The organism is Plantactinospora sp. CA-294935 (assembly GCF_050936445.1).
Lineage (GTDB): Bacteria > Actinomycetota > Actinomycetes > Mycobacteriales > Micromonosporaceae > Plantactinospora.
Window position 1 is genome coordinate 10,345,898 of record NZ_JBNJMU010000001.1, and the last position, 25,598, is coordinate 10,371,495.

Here is a 25,598-nt window from a genome sequence, read left to right on the forward strand (position 1 = left end):
CTCGGCTCCCATGGCACTACTCTCGGCACGGTCATTTCCGCTGGTACCGGGAGCACTGTGGAGGAAGCATGTCGAAAAAGCTCATCCTCACCGCAGACCTCATCCGGGCCCAGTTGCGACTGATGCGCGGCAACGCCGGACTGAGCCAGGACGAGTACGGCAAGCTCACGCACTTCTCCGCCTCGATGGTCTCGGCGGTCGAACTCGGCCAGCGCCCGCTGGACGCCGACTACCTGGCCCGAGCGGACAAGATATTCAACACCGGAAACCTGTTCGTGTCGCTGTTGCTGCTGGCCGAGCGGGACGGCGAGCCGATCTGGTTCCGCTCCTGGCTCGACGCGGAACGGGTGGCGAAACAACTGCGCTGCTTCGAGCCCAACCTGATCCCCGGCCTCCTCCAGACCCCCGCCTACGCCCGGGCGATCCTGCGGGGCGCCGACGACACCCGCACGGAGGATGAGATCCTGCGGCCATGGATATGAGCGGCGCCACGTGGCGCAAATCCACTCGCAGCGGCGGCAGCGGCGGCAATTGCGTCGAGGTGGCCGACAACCTGCCTGGAGTCGTACTCGTCCGGGACAGCAAGGACCGGGACGGCGGCACGCTCACCTTCGACGCCGACGCATGGCGCACGTTCGTCGGCCTGGCGAAGGTTCGGTGACCGCAGCGACGCCGTCGGCATACTCGAGTCGATCCCGCATCCGGACGGTCACGGTGGCGGTGTCGCCGCGGCCGTGCTGGCTCAGCCGATAGCCGAAGGTGTCCGGCAGCACGTGGGTGGCGGTGCGCTGGTACACGATCTCGGAGGGTCCGGTGGTCGCCAGCCGTCCTGGCGTCGGTGAAGTGGGGGCAGCGTATCCAGGCTTTCCGACCTGGCTCATTCAGCGCGTGTCGTGGGTCGGGTCAAGCACGGCGGGTACGGAAACTCCTCGCACCTGACCGGGCTCTGTGCCGCTGCCGGATGCAACCGCGTCCATCGGACGCCCACAATGTGGAACCAGTCTCAAGATTCTTGGAGACTTAGGGCTCGCAGTGAACCACAGGTCTCCAAGAATCTTGAAACTTGCCGCGCTTGTCGGCACCCCCGCGGCCCGGAGTGCGAAAACCGCACCGCCCGCACCCCGGAAGCCGTCCCCGCCGTCCGCGGCTACGCCACGCCGACACCATTGAAACCGGCGAGCCGGTCCAGTACGCGCCTCCCGACACAACATCCCAAGCCAAACCCTGCACACCCCCGAATCAGTAAACCGTAAGCTATGTCGGATCGGTGGCGACGAAGACGTTCTTGACGTCGGTGAACGCCTGCAGGGCGTCCGGGCCCAACTCCCGGCCCAGGCCGGAGCGTTTCATGCCGCCGAACGGCGTCCAGTAGCGCACCGACGAGTGCGAGTTGACGCTGAGGTTTCCGGACTCGACGCCACGGGCCACCCGGATCGCCCGGCCCACGTCCCGGGTCCAGATCGAGCCGGAGAGGCCGTACTCGGTGTCGTTGGCCAGCGCCACCGCCTCGGCCTCGTCGTCGAAGGGCAGTACCGAGACGACCGGCCCGAAGATCTCCTCCCGCCAGTGCCGCTCGGCCGGCGACCGGGCCAGCAGCACCGTGGGGGCGTACCAGAAGCCGGGGCCCTCGGGGCAGGTGCCGGTGAAGGCGACCTCGGCGCCGTCGAGATAGGACGCCACCGATCTCCGGTGCCCGGCCGAGATCAGCGGACCCATCTCCGCCGTCTCCAGCGCCGGATCCTCGACCCGGAACGCCTTGACCGCCGGTTCCAGCAGTTCCAGGAAGCGGTCGTACACCGAACTCTGCACCAGGATCCGGGACCGTGCGCAGCAGTCCTGACCGGCGTTGTCGAAGACCGCGTACGGCGCGGTCGCCGCCGCCCGGGCCAGGTCCGCGTCGGCGAAGACCAGGTTGGCGCTCTTGCCGCCGAGTTCCAGGGTCAGCCGTTTCACCTGCGCCGCGCAGCCGGCCATGATCCGGGTACCCACCTCGGTCGAGCCGGTGAAGCAGATCTTGCGGACCGCCGGGTGCCGGACGAACGCCTCCCCCACCACACTCCCCCGGCCCGGCAGCACGGTGAGGACACCCGGCGGCAGCCCGGCGCCGAGCGCCAGCTCGCCGAGGCGGAGCGCGGTCAGCGGGGTCAGCTCGGCCGGCTTGAGCACCACCGTGTTGCCGGCGGCGAGCGCCGGGGCGAATCCCCAGCCGGCGATCGGCATCGGGAAGTTCCACGGCACGATCACCCCGACCACCCCGAGCGGCTCGTGGAAGGTGACGTCCAGCCCGCCCGGTACCGGGATCTGCCGGCCGGTCAGCCGCTCCGGCGCCCCGGCGTAGTAGTCGAGCACGTCCCGGACGTTGCCGGCCTCCCACCGGGCGTTGCCGATGGTGTGCCCGGAGTTGCGCACCTCCAGCTCGGCCAGTTCCTCGGCGTGCGCGTCGACGACGGCGGCGAACCGGCGCAGCAGCCGGGCCCGGTCGCCCGGCGCCACCTGCCGCCACGATTCGTACGCCCGCGCGGCCCGGTCGATCGCCGCGTCCGCCTCGGCGGCACCCGTCCGCGGCACCGTGGCCACCACCACCCCGGTCGCCGGGTTGACCACCTCGGTCACCGGGGCCGCCGCCGGCCCGGGAGAGGCATCAGAGGCGTTCGAAACCACGTCGCAGCTCCCAGTCCGTCACCGCCGCGTCGAAGGCGGCCAACTCCACCCGCGCCTGGTTGGCGTAGTGCGCCACCACCCCGGCCCCGAACGCGTGGGCGACCAGTGGCGAACCCGTCCAGCGGTCGAGGGCGTCCCGCAGCGTGCGCGGCACCCGGGGCGCGGACTCGTCGGCGTACGCGTTGCCGGCGAACTCCGGCTCCAGTTCCAGCTCCGCCTCGATCCCGTGTACCGCCCCGGCCACCAGCGCGGCGATCGCCAGGTACGGGTTGACGTCCGCCCCGGGCAGCCGGTTCTCCACCCGCATCCCCTGGCCGTGCCCGACCAGCCGCAGCGCGCAGGTGCGGTTGTCGACGCCCCAGCGCAGCGCGGTCGGGGCGAACGAACCGGGCTGGTAGCGCTTGTACGAGTTCACGTTCGGGGCCAGGAAGAGGCTGACGTCCGGGATCGTCGCCAGCAGCCCGGCCAGTACCCGGGTGCCGGTCGGGGACAGCCGGGCCGGGCCGTCGCCGAGCATCGCCGACCGCCCGTCGGCACCCCGCAGCGAGAAGTGGATGTGGCAGGAGTTGCCCTCCCGCTCGTTCGGCTTGGCCATGAACGTGAGCGACATGCCCTCCTGGGCGGCGATCTCCTTCGCCCCGTTCTTGTAGACGACGTGGTTGTCCGCGCAGGTCAGCGCGTCGGCGTACCGGAAGGCGATCTCGTGCTGGCCGAGGTTGCACTCCCCCTTGGCGCTCTCCGGGGTCAGCCCGGCGCCGGCCATCTCGGTGCGGATCCGCCGCAGCAGCGGCTCGACCCGGGCGGTACCGAGCAGCGAGTAGTCCACGTTGTAGAGGTTCGCCGGGGTCAGCTCGCGGTAGCCCCGGCGCCAGGCGTCCTCGTACGAGTCGCGGTAGAGCACGAACTCCAGCTCGGTCCCGGCGTACGCGGTCAGCCCGTGCCCGGCGAGCCGGTCGAGCTGGCGGCGCAGGATCTGCCGGGGCGAGGCGAGCACCTCCCCGCTGCCGTCGGGCCAGCGCAGGTCGGCGAGCAGCATCGCGGTGCCGGGCTGCCAGGGGACCCGGCGCAGCGTACTCAGGTCCGGGACCATGGCGAAGTCGCCGTAGCCGCGTTCCCAGCTCGACATCGCGTACCCGTCGACGGTGTTCATCTCGACGTCGACGGCGAGCAGGTAGTTGCAGCCCTCGCTGCCGTGCCGGAGCACCTCGGCGAGGAAGTACGGCGCGTGGAACCGCTTGCCCTGCAACCGCCCCTGCATGTCGACCAGGGCGAGGACCACGGTGTCGATGTCGCCGCTGTCCACCGCCACCCGGAGCGCCTCCAGGCTCAGCGCCGGGACCCGGGCCCTCATCCGCCGTCCCCGTCCGCCACGACAGCCCGGTCCGGAGCCGGGGCGCCGACAACCGGGTCGGGCACGTCCGGGTCGGGCTGCGGGACGGTCGGCACCACGTTCTGCCGGGGACCGGTGAACCAGTGCCGGGCGCCGAGCAGCCACCAGAGCCCGGCCGCGCCGAGCACCACCGCGACCGCCACGATCGTGTAGTTGAAGGTCGACGCGGTGATCGGCGCGGTGGTGGGGAGCACGAAGAGTACGCAGATCACCGCGACCCAGCCGATCGCCAGCCAGCCGACCAGCGCGCTCCACCGGCCCAGGTGCCACGGGCCGGGCCGGAAGTCCGGGCTGCGGCGGCGCAGGAAGACCGGCCCGACGTACGCGATGTAGAGGCCGATCACCGCGATCGAGGTGGCCGCCAGGTAGGCGGTGGTGTTCCACAGCGACGGCAGCACCAGCAGGGTCGAGCAGGCGACGCAGAGCCAGATGGAGTTGGTCGGGGTACCGGTGCGGGGGTTGACCCGGCGCCAGATCGCCGAACCGGGCAGTGCGCCGTCCCGACTGAACGCGTACGCCATCCGGGAGTTGGCGGTGACCGACGCCATCCCGCAGAAGAACTGCGCCACCACGCAGATGAAGAGCAGGAAGGTGCCCGTGGTGTCGCCGGTGGCGTCGATGAAGATCTGGGCCGGCGGGAGGCCGAGTTCGGTCTGCCGCTGGGCGTCGTAGTCCCGGATCGACCAGGTGATCGCGACCAGCAGGAAGAAGCCGGCGACCACCGAGACCACCACCGACATCACGATGCCCCGGGGAGCCGCCCGGGCCGCGTCGTGGGTCTCCTCGGCGACGTGCGCGCTCGCGTCGTAGCCGGTGTACGTGTACTGCGCCATCAACAGGCCGATCAGTACGGCGTAGACCGCCGCGCCGGAGAAGTCGAAGCCGGTGGCGTTGCGTACCTCGAAGAAGACCTCGGAGATCGGCTTGTGCTGGTCGGGCACGATCGCCAGTACCCCGACGATGATCGCCACCCCGGCCAGGTGCCACCAGGCGCTGACGTCGGAGAGCACCCGGACCAGGTTGACCCCGAAGGTGTTCAGCAGGCCGTGCGCGACGATGATCACCAGGAAGACCACGAAGGTGCGTTCCGGGGTCACCTCCAGGTCGAAGGCGAGGCTGAGGAACGCCGAGGTGGTGATCGCCGCGCCGAAGTCGATGGCGGCGGTGACCGCCACCTCGCCGAGGAAGTTGAACCAGCCGATGAACCAGGCCCAGGCCGCCTTGTTCCGGCTGGCCAGCGCCGCCGCCCACCAGTAGAGCGCCCCGGCGGTCGGGTAGACCGAGCAGATCTCCGCCATCGCGAGCGCGACCAGGGTCACCATGCCGCCGACGAAGAGCCAGCCGAAGGTGATCGCCAGCGGGCCGCCGGAGTTCATCGCGATGCCGTAGGAGGTGATCGCGCCGGCCAGGATCGAGATGATCGAGAACGAGACCGCGAAGTTGGAGAAACCGGAGAGCTTGCGGCGTAGTTCCTGCTGGTAGCCGAGTTCGGCCAGCCGTTGCTCGTCGAGGTCGACCCCGGCGGCCGTCGGGGTACGGGGCGGCGGGACAGGTGCGCTCATCGGCGTCTCCTTCGTCCGGATCCGGGTGGGACGCAGCGTGTGACCGGCGTCACGCCTCTGTCCGAGATCGTGCGCCTAAGGAAGATCCACGTCAACCGATCCGGATCGAGTGACCGAGATCACGGCTCTGCCCCCGCCGTCGATCCGTGCAGTTGAAGAAGTCTTCAATTGCTGACATGCAGGTTCCGCTTTACCAGGCGAAGGCCGAGTTCTTCCGGATGCTCGGGCATCCGACCCGGATCCGCGTACTCGAACTCCTCGGCGACGGTCCCCGACCGGTGCGAGAACTGCTGGCCGAGACCCAGGTGGAGGCGTCCAACCTGTCCCAGCAGCTCGCGGTGCTGCGCCGGGCCGGGATCGTGGTGTCGACCCGGGAGGGCGCCACCGTGGTCTACGCGCTCGCCGGACCGGACGTGGCCGACCTGATGCGGGCCGCCCGGCGCATCCTCACCGAGATGTTGCAGGGCCAGGCCGAACTGCTGGCGTCGCTGACGGTGGAGCCCGAGTGAGCACTGACGGCGGAGACCGGGGGAGCACTGACGGCGGCGGCCGGGCGGATGCCGACGGTGGCGGCCGGGTGAGCCTCGCCGGCCTGCTGCCCGGCCGGGCCGACCTGGCCGCCGTACGCCGCAACCCCCGGGCGGACCTGCTGGCCGGACTCACCGTCGCGGTGGTCGCGCTGCCGCTGGCGCTCGGTTTCGGCGTCGCCTCCGGGCTCGGTGCCGCCGCCGGCCTGGTGACCGCCATCGTGGCCGGCGCGCTGGCAGCCGTCTTCGGTGGCTCCAACCTGCAGGTCTCCGGGCCGACCGGGGCGATGACCGTCGTACTGGTCCCGATCGTCGCGCAGTACGGACCCGGCGGGGTGCTCACCGTCGGGCTGCTCGCCGGCCTGATCCTCGTCGGGCTCGCGGTCGCCCGGGCCGGACGCTACGCACGGTTCGTACCCGCCCCGGTGGTGGAGGGCTTCACCGCGGGCATCGCGATCGTCATCCTGCTCCAGCAGGTGCCGTCCGCCCTGGGTGTGCCGACCCACGGCGAGCGGGTCCTGCCGGTCGCCGTACGTGCGGTGGCGGTGTTCACCGCGGACCCGCACTGGCCGTCGGTGGGCTTCTCGATCGGCGTCGCGGCCGTGCTGCTGGTCGTGCTGAGGTGGCGGCCACAGGTCCCCGCCGCCCTGCTGGCGGTCGGCGCGGCGACCGTCTGCGCCGAGGTGTGGGGCGTCGACGTCGCCCGGATCGGCGCGCTGCCGGCGACCCTGCCCCAGCCGTCGCTGGGGTTCCTCCGGCTGGACGCCGTGGGGACGCTGCTCACCTCGGCGGTCGCCGTCGCGGCGCTGGCGGCCCTGGAGTCGCTGCTCTCGGCCACCGTGGCCGACGGGATGCGGCGCGGCGAGCGGCACCATCCCGACCGCGAACTGTTCGGGCAGGGCATCGCCAACATCGTCACGCCACTCTTCGGCGGGGTACCCGCGACCGCCGCCATCGCCCGGACCGCCGTCAACGTACGCGCCGGAGCGGTGTCCCGGCTCGCCGCGCTGTCGCACGCGCTGGTACTCGCCGTGGTGATGCTCGCCGCGGCCCCGCTGGTGGCCGGCATCCCCATCGCGGCGCTGGCCGGGGTGTTGCTGGCCACCGCCCTCCGGATGGTGCACCTCGGCACGCTGCGCGCGTTGGCCCGGGCCAGCCGCTCCGACGCGCTCGTCCTGGTGCTCACCGCCGGTGCCACGGTGCTGCTGGACCTGGTGGTCGCGGTACTGCTCGGCCTGATCGTCGCCGGGGGCCTGGCGCTGCGCAAGGTCGCCGGCTCCATGCGGGTCGACCACGTGCCGCACGGCGAACACCTGCCGCACTTCGCCGTGTACCGGCCGACCGGGCCGCTCTTCTTCGCCGCCGCGCACCACCTGCGGCAGGCGCTCGCCCACATCGACGGGGTCGACGTGGTGCTGTTGCGACTGTCCCGGGTCACCGCCATCGACGCCTCCGGCGCGCTGGCCCTCCGGGAGGCGGTCGAGGACCTGCACGACCGGAACATCACCGTGCACGTATCCGGGATCCGGCCCGAGCACCGCCGGGCGCTGGCCGCGCTGGGTGTGCTGGCCCTGCTCCGGGAACGGGTGCACAGCGACGCGCAGACCGCGATCGCCGCCGTGAAGTCGGGATAGCGCCGGGCCGGGTGGCGTCGGGACAGGGGCCGGCGCCCGGCATCGCCGTCCTGGCGTGTCGGCACTTGATTTCGGCAATATCATCCGGGGCTTCGGCTAGGTTTTCCCGCATGACGTTGTTGGACGACGCGGTGGCGGTGCTGGACGAGCGGGGCGTGCTGGACCGGCTGGGTCGGCTGATCCAGCAGGTCTACCGGCGCGCGGCGGACCGGCACGAGCCGGAGCTCGGCGACGACGCCATGAGCTTCGGCACCACCGTGTGGCGCAACCTGACCAACCTGGGCAAGGCCGAGTTCGACGGCCTGGACGGCATCCGGGTCCGGCTGGAGGACAACTCGCTGGAGATCGTCTGCGCCGGCTACGTCGTCCGGCTCTACTCGCTGCAGGGCGGGATCGAGTCGATCCGCTGGGAGGGCAGCGAGGCCCGGCTCGGCGGCGCGGTGGAAAACAGCCGCGACGGGCAGCTCGCCTTCGACGACGAGGGGCAGTTTCCCGAGGTCTTCGCTGCGGTGGTGCCGCCGAAGCGGCACATCCGGATCGCACACACCGGAGACATCGTCACCGGCGAGGCGGTCGCCTACATCGGGCTGCCCCGGGACAACCGGGACAGCGGCTCACCCTGGTTCGAGGTACGCCTCTGGTTCGGCGAGCCGGCCACCACCGGAGCACCGCTGCCGGTGGTCGTCGGTGCGGTGCCGCAGCCCCGCACCGACGAGCTGCCGATCCCCGAGCTGGACCTGCTGGCCATCCAGCCCGACGACCGGAGCGGCCGGTTCGGCGCGGCATTCGGCCGTCCGGCCGAGCGGTCCGCGTGACGGGCCGGCTCCGACCTCCGGTACCCGCCGCCGCAGCCGCCGCCGCGTTCGCGCCACACGCTCTCGCCCTGGCCCGCCGGTGGCGGCGGATGCGCAAGAACGAGCTGGCCCGACAGATCGGGGTCACGGCCGCGGCGGTCAGCCAGTACGAGCTGGGCCAGGCCCGCCCGTCGGCGGCGACGCTGGCCCGGTTGGCCCTGGCGCTCTCGATGCCGGTCGAGTTCTTCGCCGCCGGTTTTCCCGTCCCGGTCACCTCCGGGCAGGCGCACTTCCGCAGCCTGCGGACGACCAGCCAGGCCGAACGGGATCAGGCGGAGGCGTTCGGCGAACTCGCCTGGCGGGTGGTGGAGGTGGTCGAACGGCAGCTCCGGCTGCCCCGGCTGCGGCTGCCGCACCTGGAGCTGGCCGAGCCGACCGGCCCCGACGACGTACGCGCCGCCGCCGTCACCGCCCGGGACGCGTTCGGCCTCGGTGCCGCCCCGGTACCGCACATGGTGCGGCTGCTGGAGTCGGCCGGGGTGATCGTGCTCGCCCTGCCGGACGTCTCCGAGCGGGTCGACGCGTTCTCGCACTGGTACGGCCAGCGTCCGTTCGTCTTCCTCAACCCGGGCAAGGACGACAAGGCCCGGTCCCGGATGGACGCCGCGCACGAGTTAGGCCACCTGCTGATGCACCACGACGCCGAGCCGGGCAGCCAGTTGCTGGAGCGGCAGGCCACCGCGTTCGCCTCCGAGTTCCTGGCCCCGAGCGCGGCGCTGCGCGACGAACTGCCGTCCCGGCTCGATTTCGACCGGCTGCACGACCTCAAGCGCCGCTGGGGGATCAGCCTGAAGGCGCTGGTCTACCGCGGGCACGACCTCGGCGTCTACCGGGAGCACACCTACCGGCGCGGGATGGCGCTGCTCGCCCAGTGGGGGTTCCCGGAGCCGGGCGACCTCGGCCCCCGCGAACAGCCGTCGCTGCTCGGCAAGGCCGTCGAACTCCTCGGCCGGCAGCAGGTCACCGTCGACCGGCTGGCCGCCCGGGCCGGACTGCCACCCGGGCTCACCCGGGCCGTGCTGGCCGCCGCCACCGAGCACGTCCCCGAGCTGGACATCGCCGTCACCTGAGGCGCCCCGGGCGACCTCGCGACCGGGCGTCGACGCCGGTAATTGCGTTGCCGACCTGCCGTTTTGGCAGCATGATCTGAGGCATGACATGGCAGGCATCGCACACCGCTCGCCGCCGACGCCGGCGTGCCGGGTCGCTGGCCTGACCGGACGGCATCGCGCGCGATCTCGGCGCGCCGGTCCGGCACCGCCGGCCCGTTGGGCCCCGCCCGGGGCCTGACGCCGGGTTCTCGGACAACCCGGCTTCCCGCGGCGGCGCGGGGCGCGGTCACCTCTCTCATCGGGTACGACGCAGGTCGTGCCAGCGCCCGCCCCGCGCCGCCGCACCGCCCCGCCCCGCCCCGCACCCGCACCGCACCGCCCCCGCCCCCGCACCGCCCCGACCGGCGGCGGCGATCCCGAGCCGTCCCGCCACGCCTCAGGTGAGGACGAGACCGACCAGCCAGACGGCAGTGATGCCGAGCGCGGCGGCCAACTCGACCAGCAGGGCGAGCCCGACCGCCGACAGCGCGTGCCGGGTGGACGGCCAGGCCTGCTTCGCGTCACCGAGCCGGGCCAGTTCGGCGAGCCAGAGCCCGAGTACGAAGCCGAGCACCAGCCCGACCACCGGCACCACGAAGAACCCGACCAGCCCGAGTACGCCCCCGGCGAGCAGGGACATCGTCGGCACCCCGCTGCGCTTCAGGTTCCGCCCCGGCCACAGGTACTTGATGGTGGTGCCGAGCAGCGTGATCGCGGTGGCCAGGCCGAGTACCACCCAGCGGCCGAACCCCTCGCCGTCGCCGAAGAACGACCAGACCACCACGCCCAGCCAGCACAGGATCAGCCCGGGGATGATCGGCACGATCACCCCGCAGACGCCGATCAGGATCGTCACGCCACACAGCAGGGTCACCACAGACTCGGTGTCGGTCATGTCCACGCCTCCAGGGTGCCCTACCGGCACCGGTCCCGCCGCACCCGCCACCCGGCGTCAGGCGACACCGTGCCGTCGTCGCTGCGCGCGGGCGGACAGCCACTTGGTGATCTCGCCCTCCGGTGCCGGCGCCGCGAAGTAGCGCCCCTGGGCGGCGTCACAGCCCAGCGCCCGGAGCTGGTCCGCCTGGCCGAGCGTCTCCACCGCCTCGGCGGTGACGGTCAACCCGAGGGCGTGGGCCAGCCGCACCAGCGCGTCGACGATCCGCCCGTCCACCAGGCCCTGCCGGTCGCTGGACCGGATCCCCTCGACGAACGGGCCGGCGAGCTTGAGGTTGTGGATCGGCAGCCGGCGCAGGTACGCCAGGTTGGAGTAGCCGGTGCCGAAGTCGTCGATCGCCAGCCGTACCCCGAGGGCGGCCAGTCGGCGCAGCGCGGGCAGCGGCTCGCCCGCGGTGGCCATCACCGCGCTCTCGGTCAGTTCGAGTTGCAGCAGGTCGGCCGGGAGTTCCGTCTGGCGCAGCACCTCGGAGACCGTGCCGACGATGCCCGGGTCGCGGGCCTGCCGAGCGGCCAGGTTCACGCTGATCACCAGCCGGGCGTCGGGGAACTCCCGGTGCCACCGGCTGGCCGCCTCGCAGGCCCGGGCCAGCACCCAGCGACCGAGTTCGACGATCAGCCCGGTCTCCTCGGCCAGCCCGATGAACTCGTCCGGGCCGAGCAGCCCCAGCTCCGGATGCCGCCACCGGACCAGCGCCTCCACCGCGCAGATCGCCTCGTCGGCCAGGGTCACGATCGGCTGGTAGTCGACCATGAACTCGCCCCGGTGCAGCGCCGCCGACATGCCGGCGATCAGGGCCGACCGGGTCTGCTCCCGGGTCCGCCGCGCCGGGTCGTAGCTCACCCACCGGCTCCGGCCCTCGGCCTTGGCCCAGTAGAGGGTGACGTCGGCGGCCTTCATCAGCTCGGCCACCGAGGTGGTGGCGAGCGGCCCGGAGACCACGCCGATGCTGGCCGAGACCGACAGCTTGTGCTCGCCGACCTGCACCGGCTCGGCGACCGCCGCCAGCGCCAGGTCGGCCACCGCCTTGACCGCCCGGCAGCCGGCGTTGCGGTCGATCAGGATCACGAACTCGTCGCCGCCCATCCGGGCGACCAGGTGCCCCTGCTCGGCCACGCAGTCGGCGAGCCGCCGGGCCACGGTGACCAGCAGGTTGTCGCCGAGGTCGTGCCCGAGGCTGTCGTTGACCGCCTTGAAGCCGTCGAGGTCGAGGAAGCAGATCCCGACCCGGTCGTCCGGCCCGCCGGTGGCGAAGACCTCGCCGAGCCGGTCGAAGAAGAGGGTACGGTTCGGCAGCCCGGTCAGCGGGTCGTGCGACGCCTGGTAGCGCAACCGCTGTTGCAGCTCGTGCCGTTCGGTGATGTCCTCCACCATCGCCACGGTGAACCGAGGCCGCCCGTCGTCGTGCCGGATCAGCGAGACCGCGAGATCGGTCCAGACCGCGCTGCCGTCCTTGCGGTAGTAGCGCTTCTCCACCCGTACGGCGTCCTGCTTGCCCTCGATCAGTTCCTGGTACAGCTCCCACATCCCGGCCGCGTCGTCGGGGTGGAACAGCGCGGCCACGTTGATCTCACGCAGCTCGGCGACGGAATAGCCGAGCAGCTCGGCGAAGGCCCGGTTGACGTCGATGATCTGCCCGTTGACGTCGGCGATGCCGATCCCGATCGCGGCGTCGACGAAGACGGCCCGGAACCGCGCCTCGCTGTCCCGCAGCGCCTGCTCGACCCGGTCCCGGGCCTCCCAGGCGGCCTGGGCGATCCGCTCCTGCTGGCTGAGTGTCCGCTGGCGCAGCGCACCGGCGAATCCCGCCGACAGGGCGCCCTGGAGGGCGGCGACCCGGGGTGCCGCCGCCGGCTCGGGCAGGGTGGGCAGGACGAGGGCACGGAACCGCTCGCCGAGGGCGCGTACCGACCAGTCCAGCACGCCCGGCTCGGTCAGGTGGGCGTCGACCAGGGCCCGGCCGACGTCGTACCCGGGCCGCGGGGTGAAGGGTTCGGCCAGCAGCGCCTCGGCGAGTCGTACGGTGTGCGCGAGCAGCAACCGCTGGTTCTCGGCCGTACTCGTCGCCACGAAGCCGCACCGGGCCACTTCCCGCGCCCAACTTTCCGCGTACCGGTGCGCGCCGGACCGGTCGAACTCGGAGTCGGAGACCGGCGGCTCGGAGGTCGACACCGCTAGCCCGCGCCGCGGTCGTGCCGGCCCACACCGCCGAACGCGCCGAGCCGCTCCGGATGCTCCCCCGGGTCGGTGGGCTCGTCGGGTCGCCACAGCGGCATGTGCACCACGCCCGGCTCGACCAGGGTGAAGTCGCCGAAGAACGCGGTGATCTCGGCCCGGGAGCGGAGCGTGATCTCGGTCGACGTCCGGGCGGAGAGGCGCTGCGCGTCCAGCATCTCCGGGGGCTGGTCCTCGTAGGTCGAGTGCGAGAGCAGCAGATAGCTGCCGGGCACCGTGGCGGCGCGCAGGGTGGCCAGGATCTGCTGCGGGTCGTCCGAGTCGGGGACGAAGTGCACCACCCCGGCCAGCAGTACGGCGACCGGACGGCTGAAGTCGATCACGCCCAGCTTCTCGGCCTCGGCCAGGATCCGTTCCGGCTCCCGCAGGTCGGCGTGGATCACCCCGGTGTACTCGTTGCCGGCCAGGATCGATCGGCTGTGCGCCACCGCCACCGGGTCGATGTCGACGTACGCGATCCGGGCGGTCGGGTCGAGCGCCTGGGCCACCTCGTGCACGTTGCCGACCGTGGGTATCCCGGAGCCGATGTCGAGGAACTGGTCGATGCCCTCGCCGACCAGCATCCGTACGCCCCGGCGCAGGAATGCCCGGCCGGCCCGCATCGTCTCGGCAAGGTTGGGTGTCATGCCCGCGATCTGCTCGGCGAGTTGCCGGTCGATCTCGAAGTTGTGCGCGCCGCCGAGGAAGTAGTCGTAGACCCGGGCGGCGCTGGGCCTGGTGAGATCGATGTCCGAGGGTAGCCCGTCCGGAAGTCGCATGTCCGCCTCAGCTCGTCACCCCGCCCGTGCAGGGGCTGGTCGGCCACGACCTGCACCCGGCAGGCAGCGCCGACGAACCCGGCGGGGTCGTGGTGATCGACCCACACTTTAGGGCCTGTCCAGCGGATCTTCTACCGGCCGTACGGCGGCGGGATAGGTTTGGCCGCATGGCGCAGGCACCGCTCCTCCGGGAGACCGACGTCGATGGCCCGGACGTCCGACCGGCCGGGCGGTCCCGCCGCCGGACCGGCCACCCGCCCCACCCCCGTCGCACCCGGAGGTGACCCGCCCGGAGGTGGCGGCCGCGTACCGGCCCGCCGTGGCGCTCGCCGCCGCGGTCTGCACCCTGCTCGGCACCGCTGCGGTGGCGCTCGCCGTCTTCGCCGGACCGGCCCCGGAACTCAGCTCGTACGTCAGCGAGGCCGGCACGTCGGACAGTACGACCGTCTGGGCGTACCGGATCGGCCTGCTGGCCACCGCCGCCGGCCAGGTGTTGCTCGGCGCGGCCCTGCCCGCCGTGTTGCGGCTGGCCACCGGGCTGCTGGCGGCGAGCGCGGTCGCCACGGTGGTCTCGGCCGGGGTGAGCTGCCGGGCCGCCTGCCCGCTGCCGCCCTTCGACCGGGTGACCCTGGCCGACCTGGTGCACGGCGGCGCCAGCATCGCGGCGGTGGCCGGCACGGTCTTCGCGATGCTGGCGGTGGCCGGGACGACCGGGGTGGCCCGGCCACTGCGCCGGATCTCGGTGACCGCCGCCACGGTCGCGCTGCCGCTGTCGGCGGTCGCCGGGCTCACCCTGCTGCTGGTCGGCCGGAGCGTCCTGATGGGCGCGGTGGAGCGGCTGCTCCTGCTCGACCTGGCCGCCTGGGGAGTCGTCACCGCGCTGACCCTCGGGCTGGCCCCGGCACCCGCCGCGCTGAACCTTTGTCAACCCGAACCGCGCGGCGCCCACGCACCGCGTCCGACCTTGCGGTCCGACAGACCGCACGGGGAGGTTGACAGAGGTTCACTGGTCGGCCGGGAGCGAGACGCGCCGCCGACGGGACGCCTCGGGCGATAGCTGTAAGGCGCCTCACGAAGATCCGTCCTTTCATTACCGGCTCCGGCGTCGTATCGTCTCTTGACGATGACCAATGTCTGGTTCCTGACCGTGCGCCTGTATGTCGACCTCCGACTACAGGCCAGCGGCTGCTGTCGCGGCTGACGCGTCTCCACCGACCGCAGTCCGCCACTCCGGCGTACCCCCGGCCACCACGCCGCCGCGCCGGATCCAGACGTAGGGATTCCGTCTATGACTTCCGCGATCTCCGCCATTCGCAAGATTCCATTTTCCGTACAGATCCTCGCCGGTCTGGTTCTCGGCATCGCGCTCGGCTATCTGGCCCGGGCCGCCGACATCTCCTGGCTCGGCACCACCCTCGACGAGATCGGCAGCATCTTCGTCCAACTGCTCCGGCTCGCCGTGCCCCCGCTGGTCTTCACCGCCCTGGTGGTCAGCGTGGTCAGCCTGCGCGGTGTGGCGAATGCCGCCCGGCTGGCGCTGAAGACCCTGCTCTGGTTCGGCATCACCGCGCTGATCGCGGTCGCCGTCGGCATCGGGCTGGGCCTGCTGACCAACCCGGGCCGGGGCGTCACCCTGGACGTCGCCGGGGCCAAGGCACCCGAGCGGACCGGCTCGTGGACCGACTTCCTCACCGGGATCATCCCGGAGAACCCGGTCGGGGCGTTCGTCGAGAACAACGTGCTCCAGATCGTCTTCCTGGCCGTGGTCGCCGGAATCGCGTCGCTGCTGGTCGGGGCGGCGGCCGAGCCGTTCGTCAACTTCAACAAGGCACTGCTGGCAATCACCCAGAAGGCGCTCTGGTGGCTGATCCGGCTCGCCCCGATCGGCACCCTCGGCCTGATCGGCCACGCCGTCGAGGCGTACGGGTGGGACCTGCTGGCGCCGCTGGCCAAGTTCACCACCGCGGTCTACGTCGGCTGCGCGATCGTGCTGCTGGTGGTCTACCCGCTGGTGCTGATCATCGCCGGCAAGCTCAACCCGCTGCGCTTCTACGCCGGTACCTGGCCCGCGATCGAGCTGGCCTTCGTCTCCCGCTCCTCGGTCGGCACCATGCCGGTGACCCAGCGGTCGGTGGAGCGGATCGGCGTGCCGCGCGAGTACGCCTCGTTCGCCGTGCCGTTCGGCGCGACCACCAAGATGGACGGCTGCGCGGCGGTCTACCCGGCGCTCGCCGCGATCTTCGTCGCCCAGGTCTTCGGGGTCAGCCTGAGCCCGCTCGACTACCTGCTGATCGCCTTCGTCTCGGTGGTCGGCTCGGCCGCCACCGCCGGGCTGACCGGGGCGCTGGTGATGCTCACCCTGACCCTGAGCACGCTGGGCCTGCCGCTGGCCGGGGCGGGTCTGCTGCTCGCCATCGACCCGATCCTGGACATGATCCGCACCGCCACCAACGTCGCCGGACAGGCGCTGGTGCCGACCGTGGTCGCCGCCCGGGAGGGCATACTGGACCGGGCCGCGTACGACGCCGCCGGCCGGCGCGAACTGCTGGACGAGGAGTCCCCGGCCGAACCGCCGGCCCGAGACCTCAACCCGACCCCGCAACCGGCCTGACGCTAGGTTGATCGTGGTCTTCCGCCACCCCGGATGGGGCGGCGGGAGACCACGATCCGTTCCGGCGCCCGCCGGGGCGCCGACCTGTTCGGTGCCCGCCGGGGCGCGATCGGTTCTGGCGCCCGCCGGGGCGCGGTCAGTTTCGGCGCCCACCGGGGCGCGGGGAGGGTGGCGAGGATGAGTGTGCTGTTCAGCCCGTTGACGCTGCGTGGTCTGACCCTGCCGAACCGGATCGTGATGTCGCCGATGTGCCAGTACTCGGCGGGGCCGGACGGGCTGCCCACCGACTGGCACCGGATCCACCTCGGATCCCGGGCGGTGGGCGGGGTCGGGCTGGTGATCAGCGAGGCCACCGCCGTCGTACCGGAGGGCCGGATCAGTCCCCGGGACACCGGGCTCTGGTCGGACGCCCACGTCGACGCCTGGCGGCCGATCACCGCGATCGTCGCCGGAGCCGGCGCGGTGCCGGCCGTGCAGCTCGCGCACGCCGGCCGCAAGGCTTCCACCTACTGGCCCTGGTCCCCGACCAAGGGCGGAGTGCCGGACGACGAGGGCGGCTGGACCCCGGTCGGTCCGGGCACCGACCCGTTCCTGCCGGCGTACCGGACGCCGACGGCACTGGACCGGGCCGGCATCGCGCGGGTGGTCGAGGCGTTCGGGCGGGCCGCCGCGAGGGCGCTGGACGCCGGGTTCCGGGCGGTCGAGATCCACGCCGCGCACGGCTACCTGCTGCACGAGTTCCTCTCCCCGCTGGTCAACTTCCGCACCGACTCCTACGGCGGCGACCTGGCCGCCCGGAGCCGGTTCGCCCTGGAGGTGACCCGGGCGGTCCGGGCCGCGGTCGGCGACGACGTACCGGTGCTGGTCCGGATCTCGGCCACCGACTGGGTACCGGGCGGCTGGACCCCGGCCGACAGCGTGCTGCTGGCCAAGCTGCTCGCCGAGGCCGGCGCCGACCTGGTGGACTGCTCGTCCGGCGGCGGCGTGCCGGAGGCCGAGATCCCGCTCGGTCCCGGCTACCAGGTGCCGCTGGCCGCCCAGGTGCGCCGGGATGCCGGGGTGCCGACCGGCGCGGTCGGGCTGATCAGCGAGCCGGAGCACGCCGAGGCGATCGTCGCGACCGGCGACGCCGACCTGGTGCTGCTCGGCCGGGAACTGCTGCGCGAGCCGTACTGGCCGCGCCGCGCGGCGGACCGGCTCGGCGCCGCCGTGCACACCCCGGAGCAGTACCTCCGGGCCTGGTGAGCGCTTCGGGGAGTCAGAACAGCCGAGTCAGAACAGCACGGTGGCGAAGGTACCGACCGAACGGAATCCGCAGCGCTCGTAGACCCGGCGGGCCGGGGCGTTGTAGTCGTTGACGTAGAGACTCACCGTCGGGGCGACCCGGGCCAGCGCGTCCCGGACCACCGCCGCCATCGCGGCGACGCCGATCCCCCGCCCCCGCCAGGCCGGATCGACCCAGACCCCCTGGATCTGCGCGGTGCGCCGGGTGACGACCGCCAGTTCGGCCTTGAAGATCACTTGGCCGTCGACGATCCGGGCGTACGCCCTGCGGGCCCGGACCAGCTCGGCCACCCGCTGCCGGTACGCCCGCCCGCCGTCCTCGGCCAGCGGCGACACCCCGACCTCCTCGGTGTACATCGCCACCGCGGCAGGAAAGAGCGCGTCGATCTCACCCGGCCGCACCGGATGCACGTCCGGGTCCGCCGCCACCTGTGGCGCCGCCCCGGTCGCCAGCAGCGGCTGGTTCGGGCGTACGTCCCGGGCCGGTCCCCACCGCCCGGAGAGCCGCTCCCAGAGCCCGAGCACCCCGTCGGCCCGCCCGACGATCGACGAGCAGGTGCGTTCCTCGGCACCGAGCGCCTCGGCGAAGGCGGCGATAGCGGGTCGACCGGCGCAGACCGGGGTGACCTGGCCGCCCAGCCAGCAGACCGATTCGAGCTTGTCCCGGCTGCCGTAGCCGAGCACCCGGCCGTCCGCCCGCCACCAGGACAGGCCGTTCGCGGCGACCCGCTCGGCCACCTGCGCGGCGGCGAAGGGGTCGAGGTCGAGGATCCGCTCCACCGCGCCGCGTTCGGCCTCTCCGAGCTGGCGTACCGGCACCATCAGCACGCCTACCAGCGTGCCAGATCATCGGCCGGGGAACGGGCCGGATCACCGCGCCCGCCCCGGGCGGGTCCGGACACACCGGCTGTTACGCGGACTCCCGGACCACCAGCTCGGTGGGGAGGATGACCGCGGCGTGCGAGTCGCCGGCCAGGTGCCCGAGGAGCAGCCGGACCATCTCGGCGCTGATCCGGGCCCACGGCTGCCGGATCGTGGTGAGCCGCGGTACGGAGGTGGTGGCGACCTTGGAGTCGTCGAAGCCGCCGACCGCGACGTCGTCGGGTACCCGCTTGCCGGCCCGGCGCAGCGCGGCGATCGCGCCGGTGGCCATCAGGTCCGAGCTGACGAAGACGGCGTCCAGCTCGGGCGCCTGGCGCAGCAGCCGCTCCATCGCCGCCTCGCCGCTGTCGTGGGTGTAGTCGCCGGTCACCACCAGCCGGGGATCGGTCTCGCCGAGCACGTCGTGGTAGCCGGCGAGCCGGTCCACCCCGCCGGAGGTGTCCAGCGGGCCGGTGATGGTGGCGATGGTCCGGTGTCCCCTGGACCGCAGGTAGCTGACCATCTGCCGGGCCCCGCCCCGGTCGTCGGCGGCGACGTAGCTGACGTCGGAGTCGTGGCCGAGCGGGCGGCCGACGGCGACGAAGGGCAGGCCGCGTTCGTCCAGCTCGTCCAGCAGCGGGCTGCCGGCGTGGTTGGAGATCACCAGTGCGCCGTCCACGTGGCCGGCGGTGACGTACCGGCCGACCCGCTTACGGTCCTCGGAGGTGCCGGCGATCGTCAGCAGCAGCGTGATGTCGTGCTCGGCCAGCTCCTGGGTGCAGCAGCGGAGCAGGATGTTGAAGTTCGGGTCCTCGAAGAGCCGGTCCTGCGGCTCGGAGAGGATGAACGCGACCGAGTCCGAGCGCTGGGTGACCAGGCTGCGGGCGTGCTGGTTGAGCACGTACCCGGTCTTGCGGATCGCCCGCCGGACCGCGTCCAGGGCCGGGCCACTGACGTTGTGCCCGCCGTTGAGCACCCGGGAGACGGTGCCCCGGGAGACGCCGGCCACCGCCGCCACGTCGTCCATGGTCGGGCGGGGCCTCGTCCGGCGGGTACGGCTGCGGTCAGGCGCGGTCACCCTGTCATTGTCCCCGCGCCGGCACCCGGCGGCGGCACCGGAGCTTGTGACGCAGCTCGCCCCGGCTCCGCCGCTGCCCTCGCCAGCTCCGCCGCTACGCCTTGGTCGCCCCGGAGAGCAGGTCGATCCGCCAGTAGCGTTGCAGCGACAGGAAGAGCACCACCAGCGGGATGATCGACAGCAGTGAACCGGCGATCACCAGCCGGTAGAGCGCCGGCTGGGTGTTTCCCTGGTTGAGCAGTGTGTAGAGGCCCAGCGTGACCGGGAATCGCTCGTCGTTCGCCAGCATGATGAACGGCAGCAGGAAGTTGTTCCAGATCGCCACGAACTGGAGCAGGAAGACGGTGATCAGACCGGGCACCATCATCGGCAGCGCCACCCGGCGGAAGATGCCGAACTCGCTCGCCCCGTCCACCCGGGCCGCCTCGACCACCGAGTCCGGCACCGCCGCCGCCGCGTAGATCCGGGCCAGGTAGATGCCGTACGGGCTGACGATGCTGGGCAGCAGCACCGACCAGTACGTGTCGGTCAGCCCCACCTTGGCCAGCAGCAGGTACTGCGGTACGGCCAGCGTGATCTGCGGCACCAGCACCCCGGCCAGCAGTACGTTGAACACCACCGACCGGCCGGGGAACCGGAACTTCGCCAGGGTGTAGCCGCTCAGCCCGGAAACCGCGGCGGAGAGTGCCGCCCCGACCCCGGCGTAGAGCAGGGTGTTCAGCATCCACCGCCAGAACAGCCCGTTCCGGTACGTCGACAGGTCGGTCAGGTTGCCGACCAGCGCGTCGCCGGGGGCGAAGGTGGAGCTGGTGAAGAGCGTGGCCGCGTCCTTGCTGGCGGCGACCAGCACCCAGGCCACCGGCAGTAGGCAGTAGAACGCCCCGATCAGCAGGATCGCGGTCGGCACCAGCCGGGCGATCCGGCCCTCGCGAGGGCCGCCCGTGCCGGCCCGCGCCGGTGGTGTCGTCCGCCCGGCGGCGGTGGCCCGGGCGGCGGTGACGGTGTCGGTCCCGGCCATCTCTCACTGCTCCTGTCCGAAGGCCCGCCGCTGCACCAGGCGCAGGAAGCCCAGCGAGAGGAGCAGGGTGATCGCGGCGATCAGCACCGAGGTGGCCGCGGCGCCGTACCGGTCGTCGGTGGCGAACGCGTCGCGGTAGATCTTCATCAGCGGCGTCCAGGTCGACGAGATCGAGTTGGTCATCGGGGCGAGCGTCATCGGCTCGCTGAACACCTGCAAGGTGGCGATCACGGTGAACAGCGTGGTCATCACCAGGGCCGGGGTGAGCAGCGGAATCTTGATCCGGAGCGCGACCTGGATCTCGGAGCAGCCGTCGAGCCGGGCCGACTCGTACAGCTCCGGCGGGATCGCCCGGAGCGCCGTGTAGAGCACGATCATGTTGAAGCCGACGCCGCCCCAGAGCGCGATGTTGACCACCGCGTAGAAGACCGCATCGGTGCCGAGCAGGTCCGGCTCGGGCAGGCCGAACCGGGCCAGCAGGTCGTTGAGCGGGCTGGTCGCCGGCAGGTAGAGGAAGCCCCAGAGCAGGCTGGCGATCACCGCCGGCACCGCGTACGGCAGGAAGATCGCGGTACGGCTGAACTGTGCGAGCCGGGCCCCGGGCCGGTCCAGCAGCAGGGCGAAGAGCAGCGCCAGCCCCAGCATGGTCGGCACCAGCAGTGCGCCGTAGCCGAGCACCCGCAGCGCTCCGGACCAGAGTTCGGAGTCGGTGACCGCGTTGCGGTAGTTCTCCAGCCCGGCGAAGACCTCGGTCCGGGAGCCCCGGCCGAGCCCCAACCCGGAGATCCGGACCTTGCGCAGGCTCAGGTATCCGGCGTACCCGATCGGGGCGAGGAAGAAGGCGAGGAACAGGATCACCGCCGGGGCGAGGAAGACGTACGGGATGCCCGTACGCCCTCCCCGGCGGCGCACCCCGGGGGTGGCCGTTGGCATCGACTCTCCGTTCGGTCGGCCGGTCGCTGACGCCGGCCCGGTGAACCTTTTTCAACCTGGACCGCACGGCGTGTGCGCCCCGACTTCCGCCTGCGGCCACGACGGACCGCGAGGGGAGGTTGAAAAAGGTTCAGTGGTCAGCCGGCGATGGTGAAGCCGTTCTTGCGCATGTCGTCCACGGTCGCGGTCTGCATCGCGTCCACCGCCGCGCTGAACGGCGTCTTGGCGGTGATCGCCTTGCCGAACGCGTCCTGGTAGCTCTCGTAGGTGACGTTGACGTTCGGTCCCCAGGTGACCCCGGCGGCGGTGTCGGCGATCTGCTTGGCCAGCGGGTAGAAGTCGGTCTGGCTGGCGAAGAAGTCCGGCGGCGAGGCCAGCGCCGGCCCGGACTGGGCGTCCCGGGCCGCCGGATAGACCGCGCACTCCCGGACCAGCATGGTGGTGGCGGCCGGGTCGGTGTTCAGCCAGGTGGCGAAGCGGACCGCCGCCGTCTTGTGCTTCGAGGCCGCGGTGACCCCGGTGGAGGAGCCACCCCAGTTGCCGGTCCGGTTCTCCCCGGCGCTCCACTGTGGCAGCGGGGCCATCGCCCACTTGCCCTTGGTGGCCGGCGCGTTGCCGACCAGTACGCCGGGGGCCCAGACCGCGCTCGGCCAGGCCAGCAGGGTGCCGTCGTTGAGGGACTTGTTCCACTCCGGGGTGTACATCGGCTTGCCGTCGACCACGCCCTCGCCGACCAGCCCGCCCCAGTAGTCGGCGACCTTCCTGGTGCCGGCGTCGTTGACGCTGACCCGCCAGGACTCGCCGTCGATCCCCCACCAGTTCGCACCGGCCTGCTGGGCCAGCCCGGCGAACCAGCCCGGGTCGTTCGCCGAGAAGGTGGTGAGGAAGTGCTTCTTGCTCTTGCCGCGCAGCGTACGGGCGGTCTGCGCGAACTCCTCCCAGGTCTTCGGCACGGTCAGCCCGAACTGTCCGAACAGGTCGGCGCGGTAGTAGAGCATCATCGGCGCGGCATCCTGCGGGACCGCGTAGACCGCGTCGGTGCCGAGGGTCACCTGCCGCCAGGTGCCCTCGGAGAACTTCTCCTCCAGCGGCGTGGCCTGCTCGGCGATGTCGGCCAGCACGTCGTTGCTGACCAGGGTGGGCAACGACTGGTACTCGACCTGGGCAAGGTCCGGTGGGTTGCCCGCCTTGGCCGCGGTGAGCAGCTTGGTGACGATGTCCGCACCGCCGGCCTGCTTGCTGAGCGTCACCTTGGTCTCCGGGTTGTCGGCGTTCCACCGGTCGACCAGCTTCTCGATGTTGGGCGCCCAGGACCAGAAGGTCAGCTCGACCGGGCCGGTCGGCTCCGCCGGGTCGTCGTCCGACGTGGAGGTGCAGGCAGCGACCAGGCTGGCGCCGAGAGCCACCGCCAGGATCTTCGCGCCGAGCGTACGGGTCATCTCAACCTCTCAGTTTCCGTGGTGTCATCGGCTGGTGATCGACCAGAAACAACTGGGAGCGCTCACAGTCTTGGACCCTCGATCGATCATGTCAAGACACGTTTCCGCACTTGTTCACCTTGTAGATCCGTGTGCAATCATGCGCACTACGGTTGGGAGCGCGCACAGTTCGGAGATCTCGCATGAGTCAGACCCCGGAACTCCTGGTCGCCGCCGAGGACTCTGCCGGTCGGGCCGGGCCGCTGCCCCGGCTGGCCCGCCTGGCGTACGGCGGCGACTACAACCCCGAGCAGTGGCCGGAATCCGTCTGGGCCGAGGACGTCGAGTTGATGCGGGTCGCCGGGGTGAACCTGGTCAGCGTCGGAATCTTCGCCTGGGCCCTGCTGGAACCGGCCGAGGGGCAGTTCGAGTTCGGCTGGTTCGACCGGCTGCTCGACCTGCTGCACGACGGCGGGATCGGCGTCGACCTGGCCACCCCGACGGCCGTACCGCCGGCCTGGTTCCGCCGGCGGTATCCGGAGGCCCGGCTCGTCGACCGGCACGGCGTACCACTGGGCGGGGGTGCGCGGCAGTCGTTCTGCCCCAGCTCACCCGCGTACGCCGAAACCAGCGCGCGGATCACCGAGCAGCTCGCCCGGCGCTACGCCGACCACCCGGCGCTGGTGCTCTGGCACTCGCACAACGAGTACGGCGGCGCCAACGCGCTCTGCTACTGCGCCACCTCGGCAGAGGCGTTCCGGGACTGGCTGCGCGACCGGTACGGCGACGACCTGGGCCGGCTCAACGCGGCCTGGGGCACCACCTTCTGGGGGCAGCGGTACGCCGACTGGGCCGAGATCGAGCCGCCGTCGCGCGCCCCGACCTCGGTCAACCCGACCCAGCAGCTCGACTTCCTGCGCTTCTCCTCGGACGCGCACCTGGGGAACTTCCGGCGGGAGCGGGACATCCTGCACCGACTCTCCCCCGGCGTGCCGGTGACCACCAACTTCATGATCGCCAACTGCAAGACGATCGACTACTGGCGCTGGGCCGCCGAGGTGGACGTGGTCTCCAACGACCACTACCTGCGGGCCGAGGAGCCGGACAACCACATCGAGCTGGCGATGTGCGCCGACCTGACCCGGGCGGTCGCCGGTGGCCGCCCCTGGCTGTTGATGGAACACGCCACCTCGGCGGTGAACTGGCAGCCCCGCAACATCGCCAAGCGCCCCGGTGAACTGCGCCGGAACAGCCTGTCCCACCTGGCCCGGGGCGCCGAGTCGGCGCTCTTCTTCCAGTGGCGGGCGTCCCGGTTCGGCGCCGAGAAGTTCCACAGCGCGATGCTGCCGCACGGCGGCACCGACACCCGGATCTGGCGCGAGGTGGTGGCGCTCGGCGCCGACCTGCCCAGCCTCGAACCGCTGCGCGGCACCCGGGTGGTCGCCGACGTCGCGATGCTGTGGGACTGGGAGTCCTGGTGGGCCGTGGAACTGGACTGGCGGCCCTCGGTCGACCTGGACTACCGGGAGCGGATGGCGGCCTACTACGAACGGCTCTGGCGGGACCGGCTCAGCGTGGACTTCGCCCACCCGGAGCGGGCGCTCGACGGCTACCGGCTGGTGGTCGTACCGAGCCTCTATCTGACGACGCCGGCCGCGGCCGAAAACCTGCGCCGGTACGTCGCCGGCGGCGGGACGCTGCTGGTCTCGTACTTCTCCGGGATCGTGGACGCGGACGACGCCATCCATCCCGGTGGGCACCCGGGGGCGCTGCGTGACCTGCTCGGGCTGACCGTGGAGGAGTTCCTGCCGCTGCGCTCGGGTGAGACGGTCCGGCTGGCGGCGGTCGAGTCCGAGCCGGCCGGGGCGGGCGCGGGCGCGGAGACCACCGGGGATGTCTGGGCGGAGGTGGTGGTACCGCAGGGCGCCACGCCGGTACTGAGCTATCTGGACGGGCCGGCGGCCGGCGGGCCGGCGGTCACCCGGCACGCCCTCGGTGCCGGCCACGCCTGGTACGTCTCCACCCGGCTCACCGCCGCCGGCCTCGCCCCGGTACTCCGGGCGGCGTACCGGGACGCCGGCCTGGTCCCGCCGGACGGGGTGCCCGAGGGCGTCGAACTGGTCCGCCGGGCCGGTGCCGACGGCAGCCGGTTCCTGATCGCGATCAACCACACCGACCGGGAGGTGGAGTTGGCGGCCACCGGCACCGACCTGCTCGACGGCAGCTTCCAGCAGGGCGTGTGCCGGATACCGGCCGGCGGGGTACGCGCGCTGCGCGCCTGACCGGGTGCAGAGACCGCCCGGCGGCCTCTTGACATCCATCGACGGTGATGGTTCCGTGAGCGCTCACAACAACCTCTCTCAAATCCGAGACGAGATCGCTTGTTCTTCCAGTTCAGCAAGGGCAGATTGTGGCTGTGAGCGCTCCCAGTCCGAAGCCTGGGCAACCGATGTCGCCTCGGCGTTTGTCAAGGAGGAACGTCCACTGAGTCCGCGACATGGTCAGCACCGTTGCCGCCGTACCCGGTGCGCTCGGCGTCTTCTACTGGGAACCGACCTGGACCGCGGTCGCCGGAGCCGGCTGGGATCCGGCCGACCCGACCTCCGGGGACGGCTGGGAGAACCAGGCGCTCTTCGACTACTCCGGTCGGGCCCTGCCCGGACTGCGGGTACTCGGCGGCGCCGCCCGATGAACTCCAGGTAGGCCGGCGTACCGCCAGGCGGAACGG

At 72.1% G+C, this 25,598-nt stretch carries 21 protein-coding genes and 1 pseudogene; 11 read left to right on the top strand and 11 right to left on the bottom strand.

All coding sequences use genetic code 11. The features are described from left to right. Nucleotides 1-68 precede the first annotated feature (68 nt). Both ACQEVC_RS44805 and ACQEVC_RS44810 read left to right on the top strand, forming a co-directional pair. Nucleotides 69-464 (top strand): annotated as a pseudogene (locus ACQEVC_RS44805) (Scr1 family TA system antitoxin-like transcriptional regulator); the annotation flags it as partial. Nucleotides 465-472: 8 nt separating this feature from the next. Beyond that, nucleotides 473-661, top strand: coding sequence for a DUF397 domain-containing protein (locus ACQEVC_RS44810; RefSeq protein ID WP_432890712.1), 189 nt, complete (start codon nucleotides 473-475; stop codon nucleotides 659-661). A gap of 593 nt (nucleotides 662-1,254) precedes the next feature. On the opposite strand, the gene ACQEVC_RS44815 is transcribed toward ACQEVC_RS44810, so the two are convergent. Genes ACQEVC_RS44815 through ACQEVC_RS44825 form a run of 3 tightly spaced genes read right to left on the bottom strand, consistent with a single transcriptional unit; the run spans nucleotide 1,255 to nucleotide 5,613 of the window. Continuing rightward, nucleotides 1,255-2,613 carry an aldehyde dehydrogenase family protein gene (locus ACQEVC_RS44815; RefSeq protein WP_432890715.1) on the bottom strand — a complete coding sequence of 453 codons (1,359 nt, stop codon included), beginning with the start codon at nucleotides 2,611-2,613 and terminating at the stop codon, nucleotides 1,255-1,257. Between the two features lie 28 nt (nucleotides 2,614-2,641). Next, nucleotides 2,642-4,012 carry a glutamine synthetase family protein gene (locus ACQEVC_RS44820; protein ID WP_432890717.1) on the bottom strand — a complete coding sequence of 457 codons (1,371 nt, stop codon included), beginning with the start codon at nucleotides 4,010-4,012 and terminating at the stop codon, nucleotides 2,642-2,644. Next, a complete protein-coding gene (locus ACQEVC_RS44825; protein ID WP_432890719.1) occupies nucleotides 4,009-5,613 on the bottom strand; it encodes an amino acid permease in 1,605 nt (534 codons plus the stop codon). The genes ACQEVC_RS44820 and ACQEVC_RS44825 overlap by 4 nt, the downstream gene beginning before the upstream one ends. 176 nt (nucleotides 5,614-5,789) lie before the next feature. Between ACQEVC_RS44825 and ACQEVC_RS44830 the strand changes: the two genes are divergently transcribed. The 4 genes from ACQEVC_RS44830 (at nucleotide 5,790) to ACQEVC_RS44845 (ending at nucleotide 9,698) form a co-directional block, all read left to right on the top strand. After that, a complete protein-coding gene (locus ACQEVC_RS44830) occupies nucleotides 5,790-6,122 on the top strand; it encodes an ArsR/SmtB family transcription factor (RefSeq protein ID WP_318395329.1) in 333 nt (110 codons plus the stop codon). Continuing rightward, on the top strand, nucleotides 6,119-7,774 hold the full coding sequence (locus ACQEVC_RS44835) for a SulP family inorganic anion transporter (RefSeq protein ID WP_432890722.1): 1,656 nt from the start codon (nucleotides 6,119-6,121) through the stop codon (nucleotides 7,772-7,774). The genes ACQEVC_RS44830 and ACQEVC_RS44835 overlap by 4 nt, the downstream gene beginning before the upstream one ends. Nucleotides 7,775-7,884: 110 nt before the next feature. After that, the gene (locus ACQEVC_RS44840) at nucleotides 7,885-8,589 is read left to right on the top strand and encodes a hypothetical protein (RefSeq protein ID WP_432890724.1); all 705 of its coding nucleotides are present in this window, start codon (nucleotides 7,885-7,887) and stop codon (nucleotides 8,587-8,589) included. Continuing rightward, complete coding sequence (locus ACQEVC_RS44845; protein ID WP_432890727.1) at nucleotides 8,586-9,698, top strand: XRE family transcriptional regulator; 1,113 nt, start codon at nucleotides 8,586-8,588, stop codon at nucleotides 9,696-9,698. The genes ACQEVC_RS44840 and ACQEVC_RS44845 overlap by 4 nt, the downstream gene beginning before the upstream one ends. 418 nt (nucleotides 9,699-10,116) lie before the next feature. On the opposite strand, the gene ACQEVC_RS44850 is transcribed toward ACQEVC_RS44845, so the two are convergent. The 3 genes from ACQEVC_RS44850 to ACQEVC_RS44860 are packed head-to-tail and all read right to left on the bottom strand — an operon-like array spanning nucleotide 10,117 to nucleotide 13,667. Beyond that, complete coding sequence (locus ACQEVC_RS44850; RefSeq protein WP_432892072.1) at nucleotides 10,117-10,614, bottom strand: DUF456 domain-containing protein; 498 nt, start codon at nucleotides 10,612-10,614, stop codon at nucleotides 10,117-10,119. A 57-nt stretch (nucleotides 10,615-10,671) separates the two neighbouring features. Continuing rightward, nucleotides 10,672-12,846, bottom strand: a complete 2,175-nt coding sequence (locus ACQEVC_RS44855) for a putative bifunctional diguanylate cyclase/phosphodiesterase (protein ID WP_432890730.1) — start codon at nucleotides 12,844-12,846, stop codon at nucleotides 10,672-10,674. 2 nt (nucleotides 12,847-12,848) lie between these two features. Then, nucleotides 12,849-13,667: an SAM-dependent methyltransferase gene (locus tag ACQEVC_RS44860; RefSeq protein WP_432890732.1), complete on the bottom strand. Its 819-nt coding sequence runs from the start codon at nucleotides 13,665-13,667 to the stop codon at nucleotides 12,849-12,851. Between the two features lie 280 nt (nucleotides 13,668-13,947). Here ACQEVC_RS44860 and ACQEVC_RS44865 point away from each other — a divergent pair, with 280 nt between their 5' ends. The 3 genes from ACQEVC_RS44865 to ACQEVC_RS44875 all read left to right on the top strand — a co-directional run bounded on the left by ACQEVC_RS44865 (nucleotide 13,948) and on the right by ACQEVC_RS44875 (nucleotide 17,523). Then, nucleotides 13,948-14,724, top strand: coding sequence for a DUF998 domain-containing protein (locus ACQEVC_RS44865; protein ID WP_432890735.1), 777 nt, complete (start codon nucleotides 13,948-13,950; stop codon nucleotides 14,722-14,724). Between the two features lie 252 nt (nucleotides 14,725-14,976). Then, complete coding sequence (locus tag ACQEVC_RS44870) at nucleotides 14,977-16,278, top strand: dicarboxylate/amino acid:cation symporter (RefSeq protein WP_432892075.1); 1,302 nt, start codon at nucleotides 14,977-14,979, stop codon at nucleotides 16,276-16,278. 177 nt (nucleotides 16,279-16,455) lie between these two features. After that, on the top strand, nucleotides 16,456-17,523 hold the full coding sequence (locus ACQEVC_RS44875; protein ID WP_432892077.1) for an NADH:flavin oxidoreductase/NADH oxidase: 1,068 nt from the start codon (nucleotides 16,456-16,458) through the stop codon (nucleotides 17,521-17,523). 27 nt (nucleotides 17,524-17,550) lie between these two features. Here ACQEVC_RS44875 and ACQEVC_RS44880 read toward each other — a convergent pair whose 3' ends face one another. From ACQEVC_RS44880 to ACQEVC_RS44900, 5 genes are all read right to left on the bottom strand, one after another. After that, entirely contained in the window at nucleotides 17,551-18,390 is an 840-nt protein-coding gene (locus tag ACQEVC_RS44880; RefSeq protein ID WP_432890738.1) for a GNAT family N-acetyltransferase, read from the bottom strand. Between the two features lie 82 nt (nucleotides 18,391-18,472). Next, entirely contained in the window at nucleotides 18,473-19,501 is a 1,029-nt protein-coding gene (locus ACQEVC_RS44885; protein WP_432890741.1) for a LacI family DNA-binding transcriptional regulator, read from the bottom strand. Nucleotides 19,502-19,595: 94 nt separating this feature from the next. After that, nucleotides 19,596-20,519 (bottom strand): carbohydrate ABC transporter permease, encoded by a 924-nt coding sequence (locus ACQEVC_RS44890; protein ID WP_432890743.1) that lies wholly within the window; start codon nucleotides 20,517-20,519, stop codon nucleotides 19,596-19,598. A gap of 3 nt (nucleotides 20,520-20,522) precedes the next feature. After that, nucleotides 20,523-21,452 (bottom strand): carbohydrate ABC transporter permease, encoded by a 930-nt coding sequence (locus tag ACQEVC_RS44895; RefSeq protein ID WP_432890746.1) that lies wholly within the window; start codon nucleotides 21,450-21,452, stop codon nucleotides 20,523-20,525. A 137-nt stretch (nucleotides 21,453-21,589) separates the two neighbouring features. Continuing rightward, nucleotides 21,590-22,891 carry an ABC transporter substrate-binding protein gene (locus ACQEVC_RS44900; RefSeq protein WP_432890748.1) on the bottom strand — a complete coding sequence of 434 codons (1,302 nt, stop codon included), beginning with the start codon at nucleotides 22,889-22,891 and terminating at the stop codon, nucleotides 21,590-21,592. A 182-nt stretch (nucleotides 22,892-23,073) separates the two neighbouring features. Between ACQEVC_RS44900 and ACQEVC_RS44905 the strand changes: the two genes are divergently transcribed. Then, nucleotides 23,074-25,152: a beta-galactosidase gene (locus tag ACQEVC_RS44905; RefSeq protein ID WP_432890751.1), complete on the top strand. Its 2,079-nt coding sequence runs from the start codon at nucleotides 23,074-23,076 to the stop codon at nucleotides 25,150-25,152. Nucleotides 25,153-25,367: 215 nt separating this feature from the next. Further along, nucleotides 25,368-25,562, top strand: a complete 195-nt coding sequence (locus ACQEVC_RS44910; protein WP_432890754.1) for a glycosyl hydrolase 53 family protein — start codon at nucleotides 25,368-25,370, stop codon at nucleotides 25,560-25,562. Nucleotides 25,563-25,598: the final 36 nt, after the last annotated feature.